The organism is Alteromonas sp. KUL17, assembly GCF_006538305.1.
In the GTDB taxonomy this organism is placed as follows: Bacteria; Pseudomonadota; Gammaproteobacteria; order Enterobacterales; family Alteromonadaceae; genus Alteromonas; species Alteromonas macleodii.
On the sequence record NZ_BJKJ01000008.1, the window covers coordinates 71,239 to 85,691 of the forward strand.

Annotated in this window: 16 protein-coding genes; 11 read left to right on the forward strand and 5 right to left on the reverse strand. The window is 44.0% G+C overall.

Annotation, left to right across the window (positions count from 1 at the left end; genetic code table 11):
• Window positions 1-66 precede the first annotated feature (66 nt).
• Window positions 67-2,130 (reverse strand): transglycosylase SLT domain-containing protein, encoded by a 2,064-nt coding sequence (locus KUL49_RS09215; RefSeq protein ID WP_131137095.1) that lies wholly within the window; start codon window positions 2,128-2,130, stop codon window positions 67-69.
• A 495-nt stretch (window positions 2,131-2,625) separates the two neighbouring features.
• Between KUL49_RS09215 and fadB the strand changes: the two genes are divergently transcribed.
• Window positions 2,626-4,776 (forward strand): fatty acid oxidation complex subunit alpha FadB, encoded by a 2,151-nt coding sequence (gene fadB / locus KUL49_RS09220; RefSeq protein ID WP_131137096.1) that lies wholly within the window; start codon window positions 2,626-2,628, stop codon window positions 4,774-4,776.
• A gap of 18 nt (window positions 4,777-4,794) precedes the next feature.
• On the forward strand, window positions 4,795-5,958 hold the full coding sequence (fadA, locus tag KUL49_RS09225; protein ID WP_024015658.1) for an acetyl-CoA C-acyltransferase FadA: 1,164 nt from the start codon (window positions 4,795-4,797) through the stop codon (window positions 5,956-5,958).
• An 81-nt stretch (window positions 5,959-6,039) separates the two neighbouring features.
• On the opposite strand, the gene KUL49_RS09230 is transcribed toward fadA, so the two are convergent.
• A complete protein-coding gene (locus KUL49_RS09230; protein ID WP_131137097.1) occupies window positions 6,040-7,008 on the reverse strand; it encodes an integron integrase in 969 nt (322 codons plus the stop codon).
• An 844-nt stretch (window positions 7,009-7,852) separates the two neighbouring features.
• Between KUL49_RS09230 and KUL49_RS09235 the strand changes: the two genes are divergently transcribed.
• Window positions 7,853-8,119, forward strand: a complete 267-nt coding sequence (locus KUL49_RS09235) for a hypothetical protein (protein WP_131137098.1) — start codon at window positions 7,853-7,855, stop codon at window positions 8,117-8,119.
• Window positions 8,094-8,429 carry a hypothetical protein gene (locus KUL49_RS09240; protein WP_131137099.1) on the forward strand — a complete coding sequence of 112 codons (336 nt, stop codon included), beginning with the start codon at window positions 8,094-8,096 and terminating at the stop codon, window positions 8,427-8,429. Before KUL49_RS09235 ends, KUL49_RS09240 begins: the two co-directional genes overlap by 26 nt.
• Window positions 8,430-8,525: 96 nt before the next feature.
• On the opposite strand, the gene KUL49_RS09245 is transcribed toward KUL49_RS09240, so the two are convergent.
• Together KUL49_RS09245 and KUL49_RS09250 are read right to left on the reverse strand one after the other, a co-directional pair.
• The gene (locus KUL49_RS09245; RefSeq protein ID WP_007991254.1) at window positions 8,526-8,819 is read right to left on the reverse strand and encodes a type II toxin-antitoxin system RelE/ParE family toxin; all 294 of its coding nucleotides are present in this window, start codon (window positions 8,817-8,819) and stop codon (window positions 8,526-8,528) included.
• Window positions 8,809-9,057: a type II toxin-antitoxin system Phd/YefM family antitoxin gene (locus tag KUL49_RS09250; protein ID WP_131137100.1), complete on the reverse strand. Its 249-nt coding sequence runs from the start codon at window positions 9,055-9,057 to the stop codon at window positions 8,809-8,811. The genes KUL49_RS09245 and KUL49_RS09250 overlap by 11 nt, the downstream gene beginning before the upstream one ends.
• A gap of 183 nt (window positions 9,058-9,240) precedes the next feature.
• Here KUL49_RS09250 and KUL49_RS09255 point away from each other — a divergent pair, with 183 nt between their 5' ends.
• From KUL49_RS09255 to KUL49_RS09285, 7 genes are all read left to right on the forward strand, one after another.
• Window positions 9,241-9,519, forward strand: coding sequence for a hypothetical protein (locus tag KUL49_RS09255; protein ID WP_131137101.1), 279 nt, complete (start codon window positions 9,241-9,243; stop codon window positions 9,517-9,519).
• A gap of 151 nt (window positions 9,520-9,670) precedes the next feature.
• Window positions 9,671-9,958, forward strand: a complete 288-nt coding sequence (locus tag KUL49_RS09260; protein ID WP_131137102.1) for a hypothetical protein — start codon at window positions 9,671-9,673, stop codon at window positions 9,956-9,958.
• Window positions 9,948-10,364 carry a hypothetical protein gene (locus tag KUL49_RS09265; RefSeq protein ID WP_131137103.1) on the forward strand — a complete coding sequence of 139 codons (417 nt, stop codon included), beginning with the start codon at window positions 9,948-9,950 and terminating at the stop codon, window positions 10,362-10,364. Before KUL49_RS09260 ends, KUL49_RS09265 begins: the two co-directional genes overlap by 11 nt.
• Before the next feature lie 1,025 nt (window positions 10,365-11,389).
• A complete protein-coding gene (locus tag KUL49_RS09270; RefSeq protein WP_131137104.1) occupies window positions 11,390-11,869 on the forward strand; it encodes a hypothetical protein in 480 nt (159 codons plus the stop codon).
• 116 nt (window positions 11,870-11,985) lie between these two features.
• Entirely contained in the window at window positions 11,986-12,297 is a 312-nt protein-coding gene (locus KUL49_RS09275; RefSeq protein WP_131137105.1) for a hypothetical protein, read from the forward strand.
• Between the two features lie 44 nt (window positions 12,298-12,341).
• Window positions 12,342-12,806: a hypothetical protein gene (locus tag KUL49_RS09280; RefSeq protein WP_242633789.1), complete on the forward strand. Its 465-nt coding sequence runs from the start codon at window positions 12,342-12,344 to the stop codon at window positions 12,804-12,806.
• Window positions 12,807-12,944: 138 nt separating this feature from the next.
• Window positions 12,945-13,448 carry a zf-TFIIB domain-containing protein gene (locus KUL49_RS09285; RefSeq protein ID WP_131137106.1) on the forward strand — a complete coding sequence of 168 codons (504 nt, stop codon included), beginning with the start codon at window positions 12,945-12,947 and terminating at the stop codon, window positions 13,446-13,448.
• A 312-nt stretch (window positions 13,449-13,760) separates the two neighbouring features.
• Here the strand turns inward: KUL49_RS09285 and KUL49_RS09290 are convergent, their stop codons facing one another.
• Window positions 13,761-13,949, reverse strand: coding sequence for a hypothetical protein (locus KUL49_RS09290; protein WP_131137107.1), 189 nt, complete (start codon window positions 13,947-13,949; stop codon window positions 13,761-13,763).
• Window positions 13,950-14,453 lie beyond the last annotated feature (504 nt).

Sequence of the window (14,453 nt, forward strand, 5' to 3'; positions counted from 1 at the left end):
GTTTCCCATACTGGTAAAATAATAACGTAATGAAAGGCGTACCCGTATACGCCTAACCTTTGATAGCTATCGCGGTGCCAGTTGCAGTGTACCTGTTACCGGATGTGTACTTACTGCATCTGCCGATGGGATCATATCGCGGGTAAGTTGAGGGAAGATATTCTCGTTTCCACCTAACTGCTGGTCGTAAATATGTTGATACGCCATCACCGCCTTCACGTAAGCACGGGTTTCTTTGTAGGGAATATTCTCAATCCAAATATCCACGGGCAGCGCTTCATTAGCAGGTAACCATTCCAACACTTTGCGCCAACCAGCGTTATAAGATGCGGACACCAGCACAGGGTTATTGTTTAACTTGTCCATTAAATAACGCAGGTACTGCACGCCGTATTCAACGTTATCGTCTACCTGAAAAAGTGTGCTACGACTTACTTTCTCTTTTGCTACATAACGCGCTGTTCCCGGCATAAGCTGCATGAGTCCTGCCGCTCCCACCGAAGAGATAGCATCGCTTCTAAACGAACTTTCGCGGCGTGCAATAGCCATAGCCAGCGACTTTGAAATGCTGTATGCCTGCGACTTTTCGCTGAATACATCGTTAAAGGCCAGTGGGAATCGGCGCTCGACATCATCCCAATAGCCACTTCGCGCAAAACTGGTAATAGCTTGATCGTACAAGCCCCACTCATACGCCAAAATGCCCGCATCGGTCACTTTCGATTCGGGTAAATGTGACAGTAAATAAAACCACTCTCGGCGCGCTTCTGTGGTTCTGTCTAACCTGAAAAATTCAACAGAGCGCATGGTGGCAGGGGTTTTCGCCACACTGGCAATAGCTGCCGTGTCTCTTGGCGCTGGCGTGTGTGCAAGCGACGGAATTTCGCCTATGTGCGCACTTGCCATAAAGCCATAATAATGACGTTCTTGAGAAAGCTCTTTATAAAGCACCGTAGCCTGCATAGTTTGACCAAGCGCTTCTAAAGCACGGGCTTTCCAATAGCGATAGTTTTCTTCTTGCTGCAAACTGGCAGGAGCGCTATCAATAACATTAACCACTTCCTGCCACTTTTTCGTGCGAAGCAAATGGGAAATATGCCAAAGCTTTACATCTTCACTGGCACCCTGCACATCAGCAAGTTCAAGCCAATGATGCGCTTGAGGAAGGCGGTCTAGCGTGTAGCTAAGCGCTATTGCTCTTCGCATAACGTGCTGCTGCGCTGGCGAGAACACGTTTTTGTCGTTGTAGCGGTTAAATACCGTGCCGGCTAAGTCAGGGTTTCGCCAAGCAAGTTTCTCGACCGCCCATACAATTACCTCAGCTTCATGCGATGCATTTTTTAGTGGAAAGAGCGCCGTTCTATTTACTCGGCTGGTGTCTCGGGTTACCGATAGCCACGCGTCAGCCAGGTATTGCTTATCACCGGGAAGTTGGCGCTTAAGATAAGAGATAATGCTTCGGTTATCTTCTTTCGCGGCAATCTCTATGCGCTTGATCACCATTTCGGGTGTCATCATGCCCGCTTTTTTCCACTTAGCAAAAAGCGGATCGCATTCATCCGGTTGCGACTGCCCGTGAAGCCATAAGGCGTCGACTTCGGACAAAATAGCTTGTTCGCTTTCACCTTCTTTTAAACGGTAATTAAGCGCAATACAGGTTAGCCTTGCGCCCATACCTGGGCGATAATTGTCTAAAAAAGTGCTGCGATAATCGTTCTTAGCAAGGTAATTAAGCCATTTATAACGCACACCGTAGCTTACCGGCTGACCATTGAAATCTTCCAGAAACTGCTTAACCTCGCGCTTTGTTCTTATTGACATCGTGCGCTCTAGCTTGAGTCTAAGCAGATAAGGATAAAGTGGATAATGCGCCAGTTCATAAATGTCGTTATCGAGGCGCTGAACGCTTCGCTTCGAATACGTTAACAGCTTTTTTTCAACTTCCAGATAACGAGCGCGATCCTTTTCGAAAATATCTTCGGGTAGTGTTAAAGGCTGTGTAGCCCATGCGCCGATAGAGAAAAATGAAGAGAGCGAGCAAACAAATGCCCCCACAACGGTGGCGAACAATTTATTGTTTTTTGTCAGCGAGCGCTGACCTAACCACGAACTAAAATAAAAACCAGACACAATAGAACTCCTACCCTGCTCTACACTCGAACGCTTATGAGCGCTGGCAAATTTGCCGAATCGAGCTGATTGTAAAATGTTGCTGAAAAAGCAGCATTGCGACTGATCCACTACGTTCGTTTGATAAACGAAGGGAAGATTTCAGCCTGGCTCCTTGCCAAAGAAGATGTTGTGCCAGCTGTCGTTAGCTATGCTTTACACACATAGTTGACATGATTGTAGATTATTCTTTTGCTGGATTGGCGCTTTGCGTCAATAACGCTCATTATACAACCACCAATGGCGAAATGAAGCTTGAATTCGATATTTACACTTGAATTTAAGTCATCCGACCACTACCTTAGACAAATTGAAACGCTTGTTTGATTTTTTGTTGAAATTTTGTGTGGCTTTGTAAAGAATCTAGCCACCCTAACGCGTTAGTGAATGCATACGACCCTACAAATTAGTTGGATTACTTCACTAACATCCTGGCCAATGCCGAAGGAGATGATAATGATATACACAGGCAAAAGTCTTTCCGTCAGCCTGTTAGAAGACGGCTTTGCTGAGCTGGTATTCGACGCCCAAGGTTCAGTAAACAAGTTCGACCGCCAAACGGTGAGTGAACTTGACGAAGCAACTCAAGCCCTACTTGCTAAAGGCGATGTTAAAGGCTTAGTGGTACGCAGTGCAAAACCTGCATTTATCGTGGGTGCTGATATCACCGAGTTCACTGGCCTATTCGCCATGGACGATGCAGAAGTACTACAGTGGGTTGCCAATACATCACAAGTATTCGACCGCTTCGAAGACCTACCTTTCCCTACCATCGCTGCAGTTAACGGCTTCGCTCTAGGTGGCGGCTGTGAGATGGCATTGGCGTGTGACATGCGTATTGCAGACACTACTGCTTCAATTGGTTTGCCAGAAGTTAAACTAGGCCTAATGCCTGGTTTTGGTGGTACGGTTCGTTTACCTCGTCTTATTGGTGCAGACAATGCCCTTGAGTGGATGACCACTGGCCGTGACAGAAAAGGGGCGAAAGCTCTTGCTGAAGGCGCGGTTGACGCAGTTGTAGCACCAGAAGCACTTGTTGAAGGCGCACTTTCAATGGTGAAAGACGCTGCAGAAGGCAAGTTTGATTGGCAAGCGCGTCGTGCGGTTAAGAAAGCCCCACTACAGCTAAACAAAAACGAAGCTATGATGAGCTTCTCTACTGCTCAAGCCATGGTATTTGCACAAGCTGGTAAACATTACCCAGCACCGCACAAAATGGTTGAGACAGTACAAAAAGCAGCGGGTCTAGACCGTGACGGCGCACTTAAGCTTGAAAACGAAGGCTTTGTAGCGCTTGCGAAAACCGACGCTGCGAAAGCACAAATTGGTATTTTCCTTGCCGACCAGCTAGTTAAGAGCAAAGGTAAGAAGCAAGCGAAAGCGGCGACCAAGCAATCTAAGCTTAACGCTGTACTAGGTGCAGGCATCATGGGTGGCGGTATTGCATACCAAAGCGCTGTGAAAGGCACACCGGTAGTCATGAAAGACATTAACCAAGGTGCACTAGACCTTGGCCTTTCAGAAGCGGCAAAAATTCTTGGCAAAGGCATGAAGCGCGGTAAAGTTGATGCGACTAAAATGGCGCAAACACTTAACGCTATCACCCCTACCCTTGAATACAGCACGCTTAAAGATGCAGACCTTGTTATTGAAGCGGTTGTAGAAAACCCGAAAGTAAAAGGTATTGTACTTAAAGAAGTAGAAGACAATGTAGCGGACGACGCTATCATCTGTTCAAACACCTCTACTATCTCTATCAACCAGCTAGCTGAAAGCCTAGACAAGCCAGAGCGCTTCTGTGGTATGCACTTCTTCAACCCTGTGCACCGCATGCCGCTTGTTGAAATTATTCGTGGCGAAAAAACCTCTGAAGAAACCATCAATGCAGTAGTAGCCGCTACCCTTAAAATGGGCAAAACCCCAATTGTGGTTAACGACTGCCCAGGGTTCTTGGTAAACCGCGTATTGTTCCCATACTTTGCAGGCTTCAGTAAGCTACTTATCGACGGCGCTGACTTTGTAGCGGTTGATAAGGTAATGGAAAAAATCTTCGGCTGGCCTATGGGCCCTGCTTACCTAATGGACGTTGTGGGTATCGACACGGGCGATCACGCAGCAGACGTAATGGCAGCGGGCATTCCAGAGCGTATGGCACGTCTGGACAATGACCCGGTAACACTGTTCTACAAAGAAGAGCGTTTAGGTCAGAAGAACGGTAAAGGTTTTTACAACTACGGTGTTGATAAGCGCGGCAAGCCGTCTAAAACACCTGCTGAAGAAGCATATGCCCTAATGGCGCCACACGTAGCTGAGAAGACAGACTTTGAAGCAGACGACATTATTGCACGCCTTATGATCCCTATGGCAAACGAAGCAATTCGCTGCCTAGAAGAAGGCATTGTAGACAGCGCAGCTGAAGCAGATATGGCGCTACTTTACGGCTTAGGTTTCCCTCCATTCCGCGGTGGTATTTTCCGTTGGATTGAAACCATTGGCTTGGCGAACTTTGTTGCTATGGCAGACAAGTACGCTGAACTTGGTCCTATTTATCAGATCTCAGACGGCGTTCGTGAAATGGCCGCTTCTGGTAAATCCTATTTCGCATAAGACCCGGAGGAAAAACTAATGAAAGAAGTGGTCGTAATCGATTGCGTACGTACCCCTATGGGTCGTTCAAAAAACGGTGTTTTCAGAAATGTGCGTGCAGAAGACTTATCTGCTGCGCTAATGACCGCGCTACTAGAGCGTAACCCTGGCGTAAACCCAGCGGAAATTGAAGACATCATTTGGGGCTGTGTTCAGCAAACTAAAGAACAAGGCTTCAACGTTGCACGTAACGCGCAACTACTAACACAAATTCCACGCACGACTGGCGCGGTAACGGTAAACCGCTTATGCGGTTCATCAATGCAAGCCCTTCACGATGCAACAAGCGGCATCATGAGCGGCCGTGGTGACATTTACATGATTGGTGGTGTTGAGCACATGGGTCACGTACCGATGAACTACAACATCGACTTCCACCCTGGTCTTGCTAAGTACACCGCGAAAGCGTCGGGTATGATGGGTATGACAGCCGAGCTACTTGGCCGTCAAAACGGTATTACTCGTGAGCAACAAGACGCATTCGGTGCGCGTTCGCACCAGCTAGCGCACAAAGCACACCTTGAAGGCCGCTGGGCTAACGAGATTGTGCCTGTTGAAGGTCACGACGCAAACGGCGTATTAAAGCTAATCGACTACGATGAAGTAGTACGCCCAGAAAGCACGGCTGAGAGCATGGCGGCACTTCGCCCAGTATTCGACCCAGTAAACGGTACAGTGACTGCGGGTACGTCTTCTGCGCTGTCTGACGGTGCATCAGGTATGCTACTTATGTCAGCAGACCGTGCGAAAGAGCTAGGCCTAACACCTCGTGCGAAAATTCGCGCAATGGCTGTGGCTGGTTGTGATGCAGCAATTATGGGTTACGGCCCAGTTCCAGCAACACAGAAAGCCCTTAAGCGCGCTGGCCTAACTATGGACGATATTGAACTTGCTGAGTTTAACGAAGCGTTCGCAGCACAGGCACTATCTTGTATTAAGCAGCTTGGTTGGATGGACCACCTAGATACTAAGATTAACCTTAACGGTGGTGCTATTGCACTTGGTCACCCGCTAGGTTGTTCTGGTTCTCGTATCTCGGGTACGCTTATCAACCTAATGGAATCACAAGACGTAAGCCTAGGCTTAGCGACTATGTGTATTGGTTTAGGCCAAGGTATTGCTACCGTATTTGAACGTGTATAAGCGTTTAAATAAGTGCTTTTAAAGCTAAATTTTGAAAAGGGCCTTCGGGCCCTTTTTTGTTGGTTTTAATTACTTTTCAGATTACTTCAAAACACGAGATAAAGGACTTACCACACCCTGCGCACCTTGCTGGAGTACGTGAGTATAAATTTGTGTGGTCTTTACGTCTGAATGACCTAACTGTGTTTGCACCGTTCTAATATCAGCGCCCGATTGCAGCAAATGCGTTGCAAAAGAGTGGCGCAGCGTATGAGGCGTAACTTTCTTTTTGATGTCACAAGTTTTTGCCGTGTTTCGTATTGCCTTTTGTATACTCGATTCATCAATATGATGTCGTCGCACTCTTTTGCTTTCAGGATCGACAGATAATCGAAAAGAGGGAAATAAATAATGCCAGCCTAACTCTCTGGGCGCGTTTTTGTATTTCAAACGTAATCGGTGAGGTAGATAAACGCCTGCGTACTTTGGATTTTCTAAATCGGCCGCCAAGAAGTTTTCTACCATAGCGACTTGTCGTGTAAGACCCGGTTTTAATTCCGCAGCCAACGTTACAATGCGATGTTTACCGCCTTTCCCATCCCAAATGCGAATAGCGTTGTAGTCAAAATCAATGTCTTTAACTCGTAGTCTAACCGCTTCCATTAGCCGCAAACCACTTCCGTACAATAAAGATATTGGTAACTTTAGGTTGGCAGGAATTTGCTCAAAAAGAGAAACGACCTCTTCCTGCGTTAATACAACTGGAAGCTTGGCTTGCCTACGACTTGAAACAAAGTTGAGTTCGCATGAAAGTGGGCGCTCTAATATATCGCGATATAAGAACGCCAATGCATTTAACGCACTCGCCTGAGTGGCTGGCGCCACATTTTTAGCGTTAACTAGGTGAGACAGAAACACTTCAACTTCTTTGTCTCCCATTTCAGATGGGTGCTTATTATTATTGAAGCGGATAAAGCTAATTATCCATTTACTATAGAGTTCAATCGAACGCTTCGCATAGCGACGGTTTTGCATGCGCTCTATCACCATTTGCATGGACATTGATTTCATTTTTTTGATTTTAATTACTGTAAATAAAAACAGAATTGCGGTTTTTGACTCGTCCGTAAAATAAAAGGAAAGATTCCGTACTTAAGTACAGTATTTTCAGATACTAAGTGTAGGTTATTGATGGAAGTGTATTTACGTGCGAAAGTGGCAAAACTATAAATGTGATATATGGAAACTATCCACCTTGCATAAAGGGTTTTTTCCTTACACTAAATTGTTATATGCCTAAGGGACTAATGTGACTACCGCCTATTTTATAGTTGGCTCTGCTTGTCTACACTTGGTCTTAGCATTTGTTAATGCTATTGGTATCAGAGGTGCGTTTTTTAAAAAACGAAGCTCCATGACCCTTTGCTTAATAATTAATTGGCTAATCCCTGTCGTAGGACCAACCATTACATATTTTATTGTTAGAAGTTCTTTTTCTCACACGTCGCCCGGCACACCCGTTGCAGATCAATCCGGAAGTAACGGAATATACACGGGGGCTGAAGGACGAAGCGATGATTGATTTTATGCCCGTTGGCTTGGCTATTTTGAAACGGCATATAACAACCCAATCAACACACTCACTGCGTTCGTTGGGACGCCTACACGCGGGGCGGCTTCGCCATTATGCCCCACATGTCTGCGCCCGTTATTGGAAAGTTATAAGGCGTCAGCCTAAACTGCGTTTGGCTTTATAAAAACCCCAGTGTAACTGCCCTCACCTGTTTTCATTAGCATCGCTCTGGCTTGTGGTAGGTTTAAATCCGCCGCTTTCAATTCAAAGGTTGCGCATTAGGCGCTTTAACGCCAAGTTATTATTCAACGTCAACAAGCGCCAATGCGTTAGACAGTTCAAATGGCGGCTAGCTTCAGTCAGGTCAAAACCATCACTGCTCAGTCGTTCTACTTGTCTGTGTTAACAATCAATCGTATGCTGGCTTTAACAGTTTTTAAAAAGACCAAAGGAACTGGCATTGCTTATAACAAGGCGCTTAAGACCACTCCCTTCGGTCGCTCGGACGCATTTACGCGGGGCGGCTTCGCCATTATGCCCCACGCAACTGCGCCGCTTAGCTTAATGTTATACGCCGTAGAATATGGATACTCTGAAAAAATTAAATAAGTCTTGGATATCACATCTTGAAGGCATTGAAATTATCATTCTCCCTTCAGGCATAGTGATAGCATTTTTACTAGCTTATTTGGATATTTTGGAATTGCCGATTGGTGCAGGGCTTACTTTCATTTCAAGCTTCACTTCTGCTATTTTGCATCATCTTGCGGTTTACAATCTCGTTCATTGCCCCAAGTGTGGTGAAAATTTGGCAAAGTTTAAAAACGGCAAAAATATCCCGATCAATCAGTTGTATATTGGGTTCGCAAAATGTTCGCCCTGCAAGCACTGCGGATGGGCTGCGAGTAAAGGCGTATAACAAACGCCTCAACAAGGACGCAAAAAGCTTGGCTTGCGTCACTTCGTTCCTAATTTTAGCCAAGCATTTTGCGCCTGTTAGGCGGGCGTTAAACCCTTATTCAGCATCAAGTCTCTTTAATGCTTTTTTGTAAGCCTCATTTCTCTCGCGTTTTCCCACTGCTAGCACTGTAACTACAACTACGTCATCAAGTACCTGATACACCAACCTATATCCTGATTGACGTAATTTTATTTTATAAACATTATCGGCACCTAACACTCTATCTGGGGCTACGTGCGGTGTTTTTAATCTCTCTGCTAACTTCTTTTTCAGTTGTTGCTGCAAAGTGCTACCTAGTTTATTCCATTCTTTTAGGGCGCTTCTTTTAAACTCTAATTTATAGGTCATCCAAATTCACCGAAACGCTTTCTTCACCTTGCCTTTCACTAACAAGCTGTAGTAGTTCCAGATCCTCCAAACGATCCATCATTTTTTCGTAAATCTCAGCCGGGACACAGTAGAATGCGGGTTCATTCCTATTTAATATAGCGACAGGATCGCCATATGCACTGCTCGCAACTTTCATAGGGTTTGCTTTTAGCTCTGTAATACTTGCAGCAACTTCCGCCAAAACTCTCGCCGCCATAATGGTCTCCTAAAAGGTCTTTAATTAGGTCATTTTAGGCTATCATTGTTGATTTAACAAGCGCATAAACTCGCTCACTACGTTCGCTGGGACAAAAATACGTAGGCTCCCAGCGCTTCGCTTGGTATTGTAGCCTACATATTTTTGCACGTTATGCGGGTGTTAAGTGCCAAGTGGACAGTTATGAATCCAGTGTCTTTTTTAGAAAAGCTTCGCGAACAATATATCGCTACTGAAGATGACGACTTGCTTTTCACCGACAAAGAATGTGCTCTTGGCAGCACTATTTATCGGTTGAATTGCTGGAAGGATTTTCATGGCAAAGATAGCGTTGTTGTTTTTGAACTAAAGGAAAAAGGGTTGCTAATCTCTACGAGTACCTGTTTAGGCCTTCGATACTCCGAAACACAATACCTTTTGCTTTTAAGTGAACAGCAATTGTGGGATATAGGTATTCCCTAGCATGGCACCTAACAAAAAAATTAAGTTCGCCCGCTGCGCGGGCTGGGACGCATACACGCGGGGCGGCTTCGCCATTATGCCCCACATGTCTGCGCCCGTTATTGGAAAGTTATGTGTCAAAGGTAAATCAAGATAAGAAGGATTTTTAACTATGAAACTAGGAACTAAAATTGGTTTGTCATTCAGCTTTATTGGCTGTGCTTTCGGCGCTTATTTCGGTCTGTCACCTGTTTACTCACAATTACAGTCTGGTGTTTTATCTGGTCAAGAAGCCGGGCTAGCATTCTCTCTTCGAATAAGCATGCCACATAACAAGCCAATAAACTCACTCACTACGTTCGCTGGGACGCATACACGCAGGGCGGCTTCGCCATTGTGCCCTACGTGCCTGCGCCCGTTATTGAAAAGTTATAAGCAAGGGGTCAGAGTTGCACTTTAAATTTGATGAAAAAGCTTACAAAGCCTATCACAAAATATTATTGCCAAGTCTTTGGCTCTGGGCTCTCATAATTTTTATTATTCATAAAGAATTTGGTCTAAATACAGTTTTTGTCATTATTTTTGCAGTACCTGCTTTTGCATACTCAGCTTCTCACCTTAGATTTTGGAATAGAACATTGAAGGAAAAGAAGCAAGAAAAAATTATTGTTAGCAAAGGGGTTTTTAAGTTTGAGAACGAAATTGCTGGTTATAAAATCGCTAAACCATTGGGTGATATTGTAAGTGTAAAAACTTCCAATTTTCTTTTCATTCCAAGAGTTTCAATTAACTTTAAGAATAATGAAGTTTTAAGTTTAAGTTGGGTCCAAAATCGAGATGGTTTGGTCAACAAGCTTCGGTCGTAAAGCCTTGCTTATAACAAGGCGCTTAAGGCGGTCGCTCCGCTCCCTGGGACGGTAACGCTGCGCAGCTTCGCTATTTTCGCGCAGCATTACCGCCCATTAGCTTAACGTTATACACCTAGGGATATTCGTGAAGTTATTAATTATTCTTGCGCTATTAGTGGTATTCACGCTTCAAAGTTTTAAGGTGTTACCTGCTCCAATCGACGTCGATGAGTTGCTCTATGATGCGACCATATTGATAACCAAAAAGGAGTTTTCTCAAGCTTACGAGACTTACCTGAGTATTATAACCTTAGAACCAAGCCTTACTTACAGTCAGAAAGTTAACGCATACTATGGTTTGCTTCAGTTAAGTTATGTTCTAAGAACCGAAGAATCAGCAGTAAAATATGGTGGTAATCTAATTCGCTTATTATCTAAAAATCCCAAGTACAGTAAGATGCATCATCGAGTTTTACAAAGATTGTGCGTATCCCAAGATTGGGAAATATATAGGCACAGGTTTTCAAAGATCTGCGCAGACTAGTTGTATAACAAGCGCATTAACACTCGCTTCGCTCGCTAGGGACAAAAACACGTAGGCTCCCTGCGCTTCGCTTGGTATTGTAGCCTACGTGTTTTTGCCCGTTATGCGGGTGTTATAAGGCGTCAGCCTTAACTGCGTTTGGCTTTATACAAATCCTAGTGCAACTGCCCTCTCCTGTTTTCATTAGCATCCCTCTGGCTTGTGGTAGGTTTTATTCCGCCGCTCTCAATTCAAAGGTGGTGTAATAGGCGCTTAATCTCCAAATCCTTATTTTCAGCCAGCAAGCGCCATTACACTCGGTAGCTCAGATGGCGGCTAGCTTCTGCCAAATCAAAACCATCAGTCCACTGTCGTTCTACTTGTTTGTGTTAACAATCAATCGTATGCTGGCATCAACAGTTTTTAAAAGACCAAAGGAACTGGCTCTGCTTATAACAAGGCGCTTAAGACCATTCCCTTCGGTCGCTCGGACGCATTTACGCGGGGCGGCTTCGCCATTATGCCCCACGCAAATGCGCCGCTTAGCTTAATGTTAGCTTTCATCATGTTTGCCATCTTAATTATTTCAACACTGTTACTATTGTTTAGCTATTTAAGCTATAGAGAAAATACTCACCCACTCTGGAGCGAGTATGTCGCTGTAAGTGAAAAGATACCCAAACCACACGGCAAGCCCAACTCAATAGAAATGGTCTTTTATTGGAAAAATTGCCCTTCTTATAAATATTCGACCGAGAAAGATTATTGGAACTCTATGGCTATACACTGTTTCAAAGAAGGTTTGCTAGTAAAACGATCATTTTTCCTTTTTTGGCGTGAACCAATTTTTATAAGTTGGTCCAGAATTGAAGAAAAACACAATTTTAGAGCGTGGATAGCTAAAAGGCGGGCCCTGCAAATCAAGAATACTTCCCTTTATTTCAGCATCACAGAAAGCTCTTATCAACAGTGCGGTAAAATGGTAAAAGATGAAAGCTAACAAAACGCTCAAGCCGTTCCCTACGGTCACTGGGACGCTTTCACGCGGGGCGGCTCCGCCATTATGCCCCACGTGCCAGCGCCCCTTAGCTTAAAGTTATGTTTCATGGAGGAATTTTGGATAATCAATTAAAAAATAAAGCTTTGAAAAGTATTCTTTCTTCGATAGAGAATCCAGAAAAACACGCATTAAAACTAAAAAGGAAAAGTTTGCTTTTGACTGGTATATCATGGCTTGGGCTTATGATTGTTTTCTTGTTGCACTTCCAAGGTTCTACTGGATTGTACTTATTGGCTATATCAGCTTTTTCTGGAATTGCTTATGGTTTTGTAATCTACCTAGATTCTGCACGTAAGCAATGGCAATTCATAATTCCACATATTGATATCGAGTCGGTTAAAAAGGAAGTTTTGAGTGACGAAACATAACAAGCAAATTAAGTCACTCACTCCGTTCGCTGGGACGCAAACATGTGGGCTGCTCACTTCGTTCGGATTTTAGCCCACATGCCTGCGCCCCTTATTTAAAAGTTATGTCTCAGAAGGAATTGATAAATGCGGTTAATTTTTTATTACTTCTATTAGTCAATTTTGGCTGTCTTGCCTCATCCTGCATAGTAACCGATGAAATGCGCGAACAGTTCAATTCCAAACATGCCGAAGATGTTACTATTGATACAACCCTTAGAGATTCAAACTTCTTTGTAACTATTAAATTACCAGAGAGCATTGAAGGTCAAAGTTCTTATTCAGTATTGCTGGTATCAGACAGCCTTGAAGAACCAACATTCATCTTCCCTCTAGACTTGTATGAGGAAGATAACCAAACAAAGGCATGGTATGAAATAGATGCGGGACTTGTGAGAAAGCACTTCGTAGTGGTCAGCTTAAATGACTATTGTGCTCCGAGCATATTCAAGGAAGTTTTTTACCAATGAGACATAACAAAAAGATTAAGTTCGCCCGCTGCGCGGGCTGGGACGCAAACATGTGGGCTGCTCACTTCGTTCGGACTTTAGCCCACATGCCTGCGCCCCTTATTTAAAAGTTATACGCAATAAGGATGTTGTTGAAATATGAAATGCCCTAGAACTAGAACCCCTCTTAAAAAAGTGAGTGTAGGAAAAGTTCCTGTATATATCAGTGAAGCTTGTGGTGGCGTGCTTTTCGAAAACCAAACGCTAAAAAGTTTTGAATGCCCAAATGACAAACGGGGCAAGGCTTTAGCAACCCATTTAAGTCAATTCCATAGTGAACTTGCTGATCTGAAAGAAAGAGTAAGCTGCCCTTTATGCATTGATACAGTTATGCTCCGTAGGTTTTACAGCCCATTGCACGCAGTAGAAATAGACGAATGCCCTGGATGCGGAGCAATTTGGCTAGATACTGGTGAACTTGAAAAACTTCAGTCACTAATGCTTAGCGAAAAAGATCGCGCAATTCTTCGTCATGAGTTAATGAAAGAGCACGAGCCAATAGAAATTAAAGGAGCTCCTCACAAACATGACAACTGGAACCGCCGTAGCGATAAGATAGATGCACTTTTTGACATTGCTTCATATATCACCAGGGGGTGGTAGTATCACTGCGTATAACAACACGCTATTGTCACTCACTTCGTTCGCTGGGACGCATACACGGGGCCGCTTCGCGATTATAGCCCCGTGCCTGCGCCCCAAAGCTTAAAGTTATGCATCAAGGTAGATTATGAATCGAATGCCCCTTTCAAAAGAACCAGTCGACCAATCTTTACTTATGAAAATGGCCTACACCGATTCATTCTCTCTAGGTATAGCGTCTACGTGTTTCGGTAGCGCTATCTATGAAATAAGGCCTGAAAGCGTAATCTGGGGTTTCTTTGGGTTAGTATTTCTATATTTTTTCATTAGCGATTACGCCAGTGAAAATGAAATTTCAGTTCTTAGAAAGAACATCCAATGGTTTAATACATACTCTTTTATTACTGTTGCATCTGCGGCACTTGTTGGTTTTTTTACATCTTTCGAAACTATCAATTTTCTTACTCTACTTTCTCTTTTTTCAGTAATGATTAACGCTTGCTTAGTTCGACCTTTTATCACAGTTAAGCTCTACAAAAAGAACTACACTAGGTTGTTTGGGGTAATAGATGCATAACAAAACGCTCAAGTCGCATCCCGCTGCGCGGGCTGCTGGGACAAATATACAATGCGGCTTCGCCATTTTCGCATTGTACATTTGCCCCTTAGCTTAGTGTTATGTTCTACGGAGAAACTAAATTAAAGCGAAGTTTGTACTACCTCTCATATCAGTGTTAGCGTTGTTGCCCTGTTACTTCTCATTTATCGGTATCCATGGCTTCATAAATAACCCTGATAGTCCGGGTAGACAGGAATATCTCTATTTAATTGGGCTATCAGTTGTTCAATGCGCTTTGCTATTTCTGGTGTTTTTGCTCTTTATTTATCTTTTGCGAAAGCAGGTCAGCTTTAAATTGCTATCATTTTGTCTAGTGCCATTCTTTTTTTCTGCTGCATCGGGGTTTTTTGCACACTTAAATGGTATTCCATGGTAGCGACCGAACATAACAAACCACTCAAGACTCT

What these genes read in the sequence shown, in the direction of transcription:
- fadA (WP_024015658.1), top strand. Translation starts at nt 4,795, where the DNA reads ATGAAAGAAGTGGTCGTAATCGATTGCGTACGTACCCCTATGGGTCGT.
- fadB (WP_131137096.1), top strand. Translation starts at nt 2,626, where the DNA reads ATGATATACACAGGCAAAAGTCTTTCCGTCAGCCTGTTAGAAGACGGC.
- KUL49_RS09240 (WP_131137099.1), top strand. Translation starts at nt 8,094, where the DNA reads ATGGATACTCTGAAAAAATTAAATAAGTCTTGGATATCACATCTTGAA.
- KUL49_RS09260 (WP_131137102.1), top strand. Translation starts at nt 9,671, where the DNA reads ATGAAACTAGGAACTAAAATTGGTTTGTCATTCAGCTTTATTGGCTGT.
- KUL49_RS09230 (WP_131137097.1), bottom strand. Translation starts at nt 7,008, where the DNA reads ATGAAATCAATGTCCATGCAAATGGTGATAGAGCGCATGCAAAACCGT.
- KUL49_RS09270 (WP_131137104.1), top strand. Translation starts at nt 11,390, where the DNA reads ATGCCCCACGCAAATGCGCCGCTTAGCTTAATGTTAGCTTTCATCATG.
- KUL49_RS09250 (WP_131137100.1), bottom strand. Translation starts at nt 9,057, where the DNA reads ATGGCGGCGAGAGTTTTGGCGGAAGTTGCTGCAAGTATTACAGAGCTA.
- KUL49_RS09245 (WP_007991254.1), bottom strand. Translation starts at nt 8,819, where the DNA reads ATGACCTATAAATTAGAGTTTAAAAGAAGCGCCCTAAAAGAATGGAAT.
- KUL49_RS09285 (WP_131137106.1), top strand. Translation starts at nt 12,945, where the DNA reads ATGAAATGCCCTAGAACTAGAACCCCTCTTAAAAAAGTGAGTGTAGGA.
- KUL49_RS09235 (WP_131137098.1), top strand. Translation starts at nt 7,853, where the DNA reads ATGGCGGCTAGCTTCAGTCAGGTCAAAACCATCACTGCTCAGTCGTTC.
- KUL49_RS09255 (WP_131137101.1), top strand. Translation starts at nt 9,241, where the DNA reads ATGAATCCAGTGTCTTTTTTAGAAAAGCTTCGCGAACAATATATCGCT.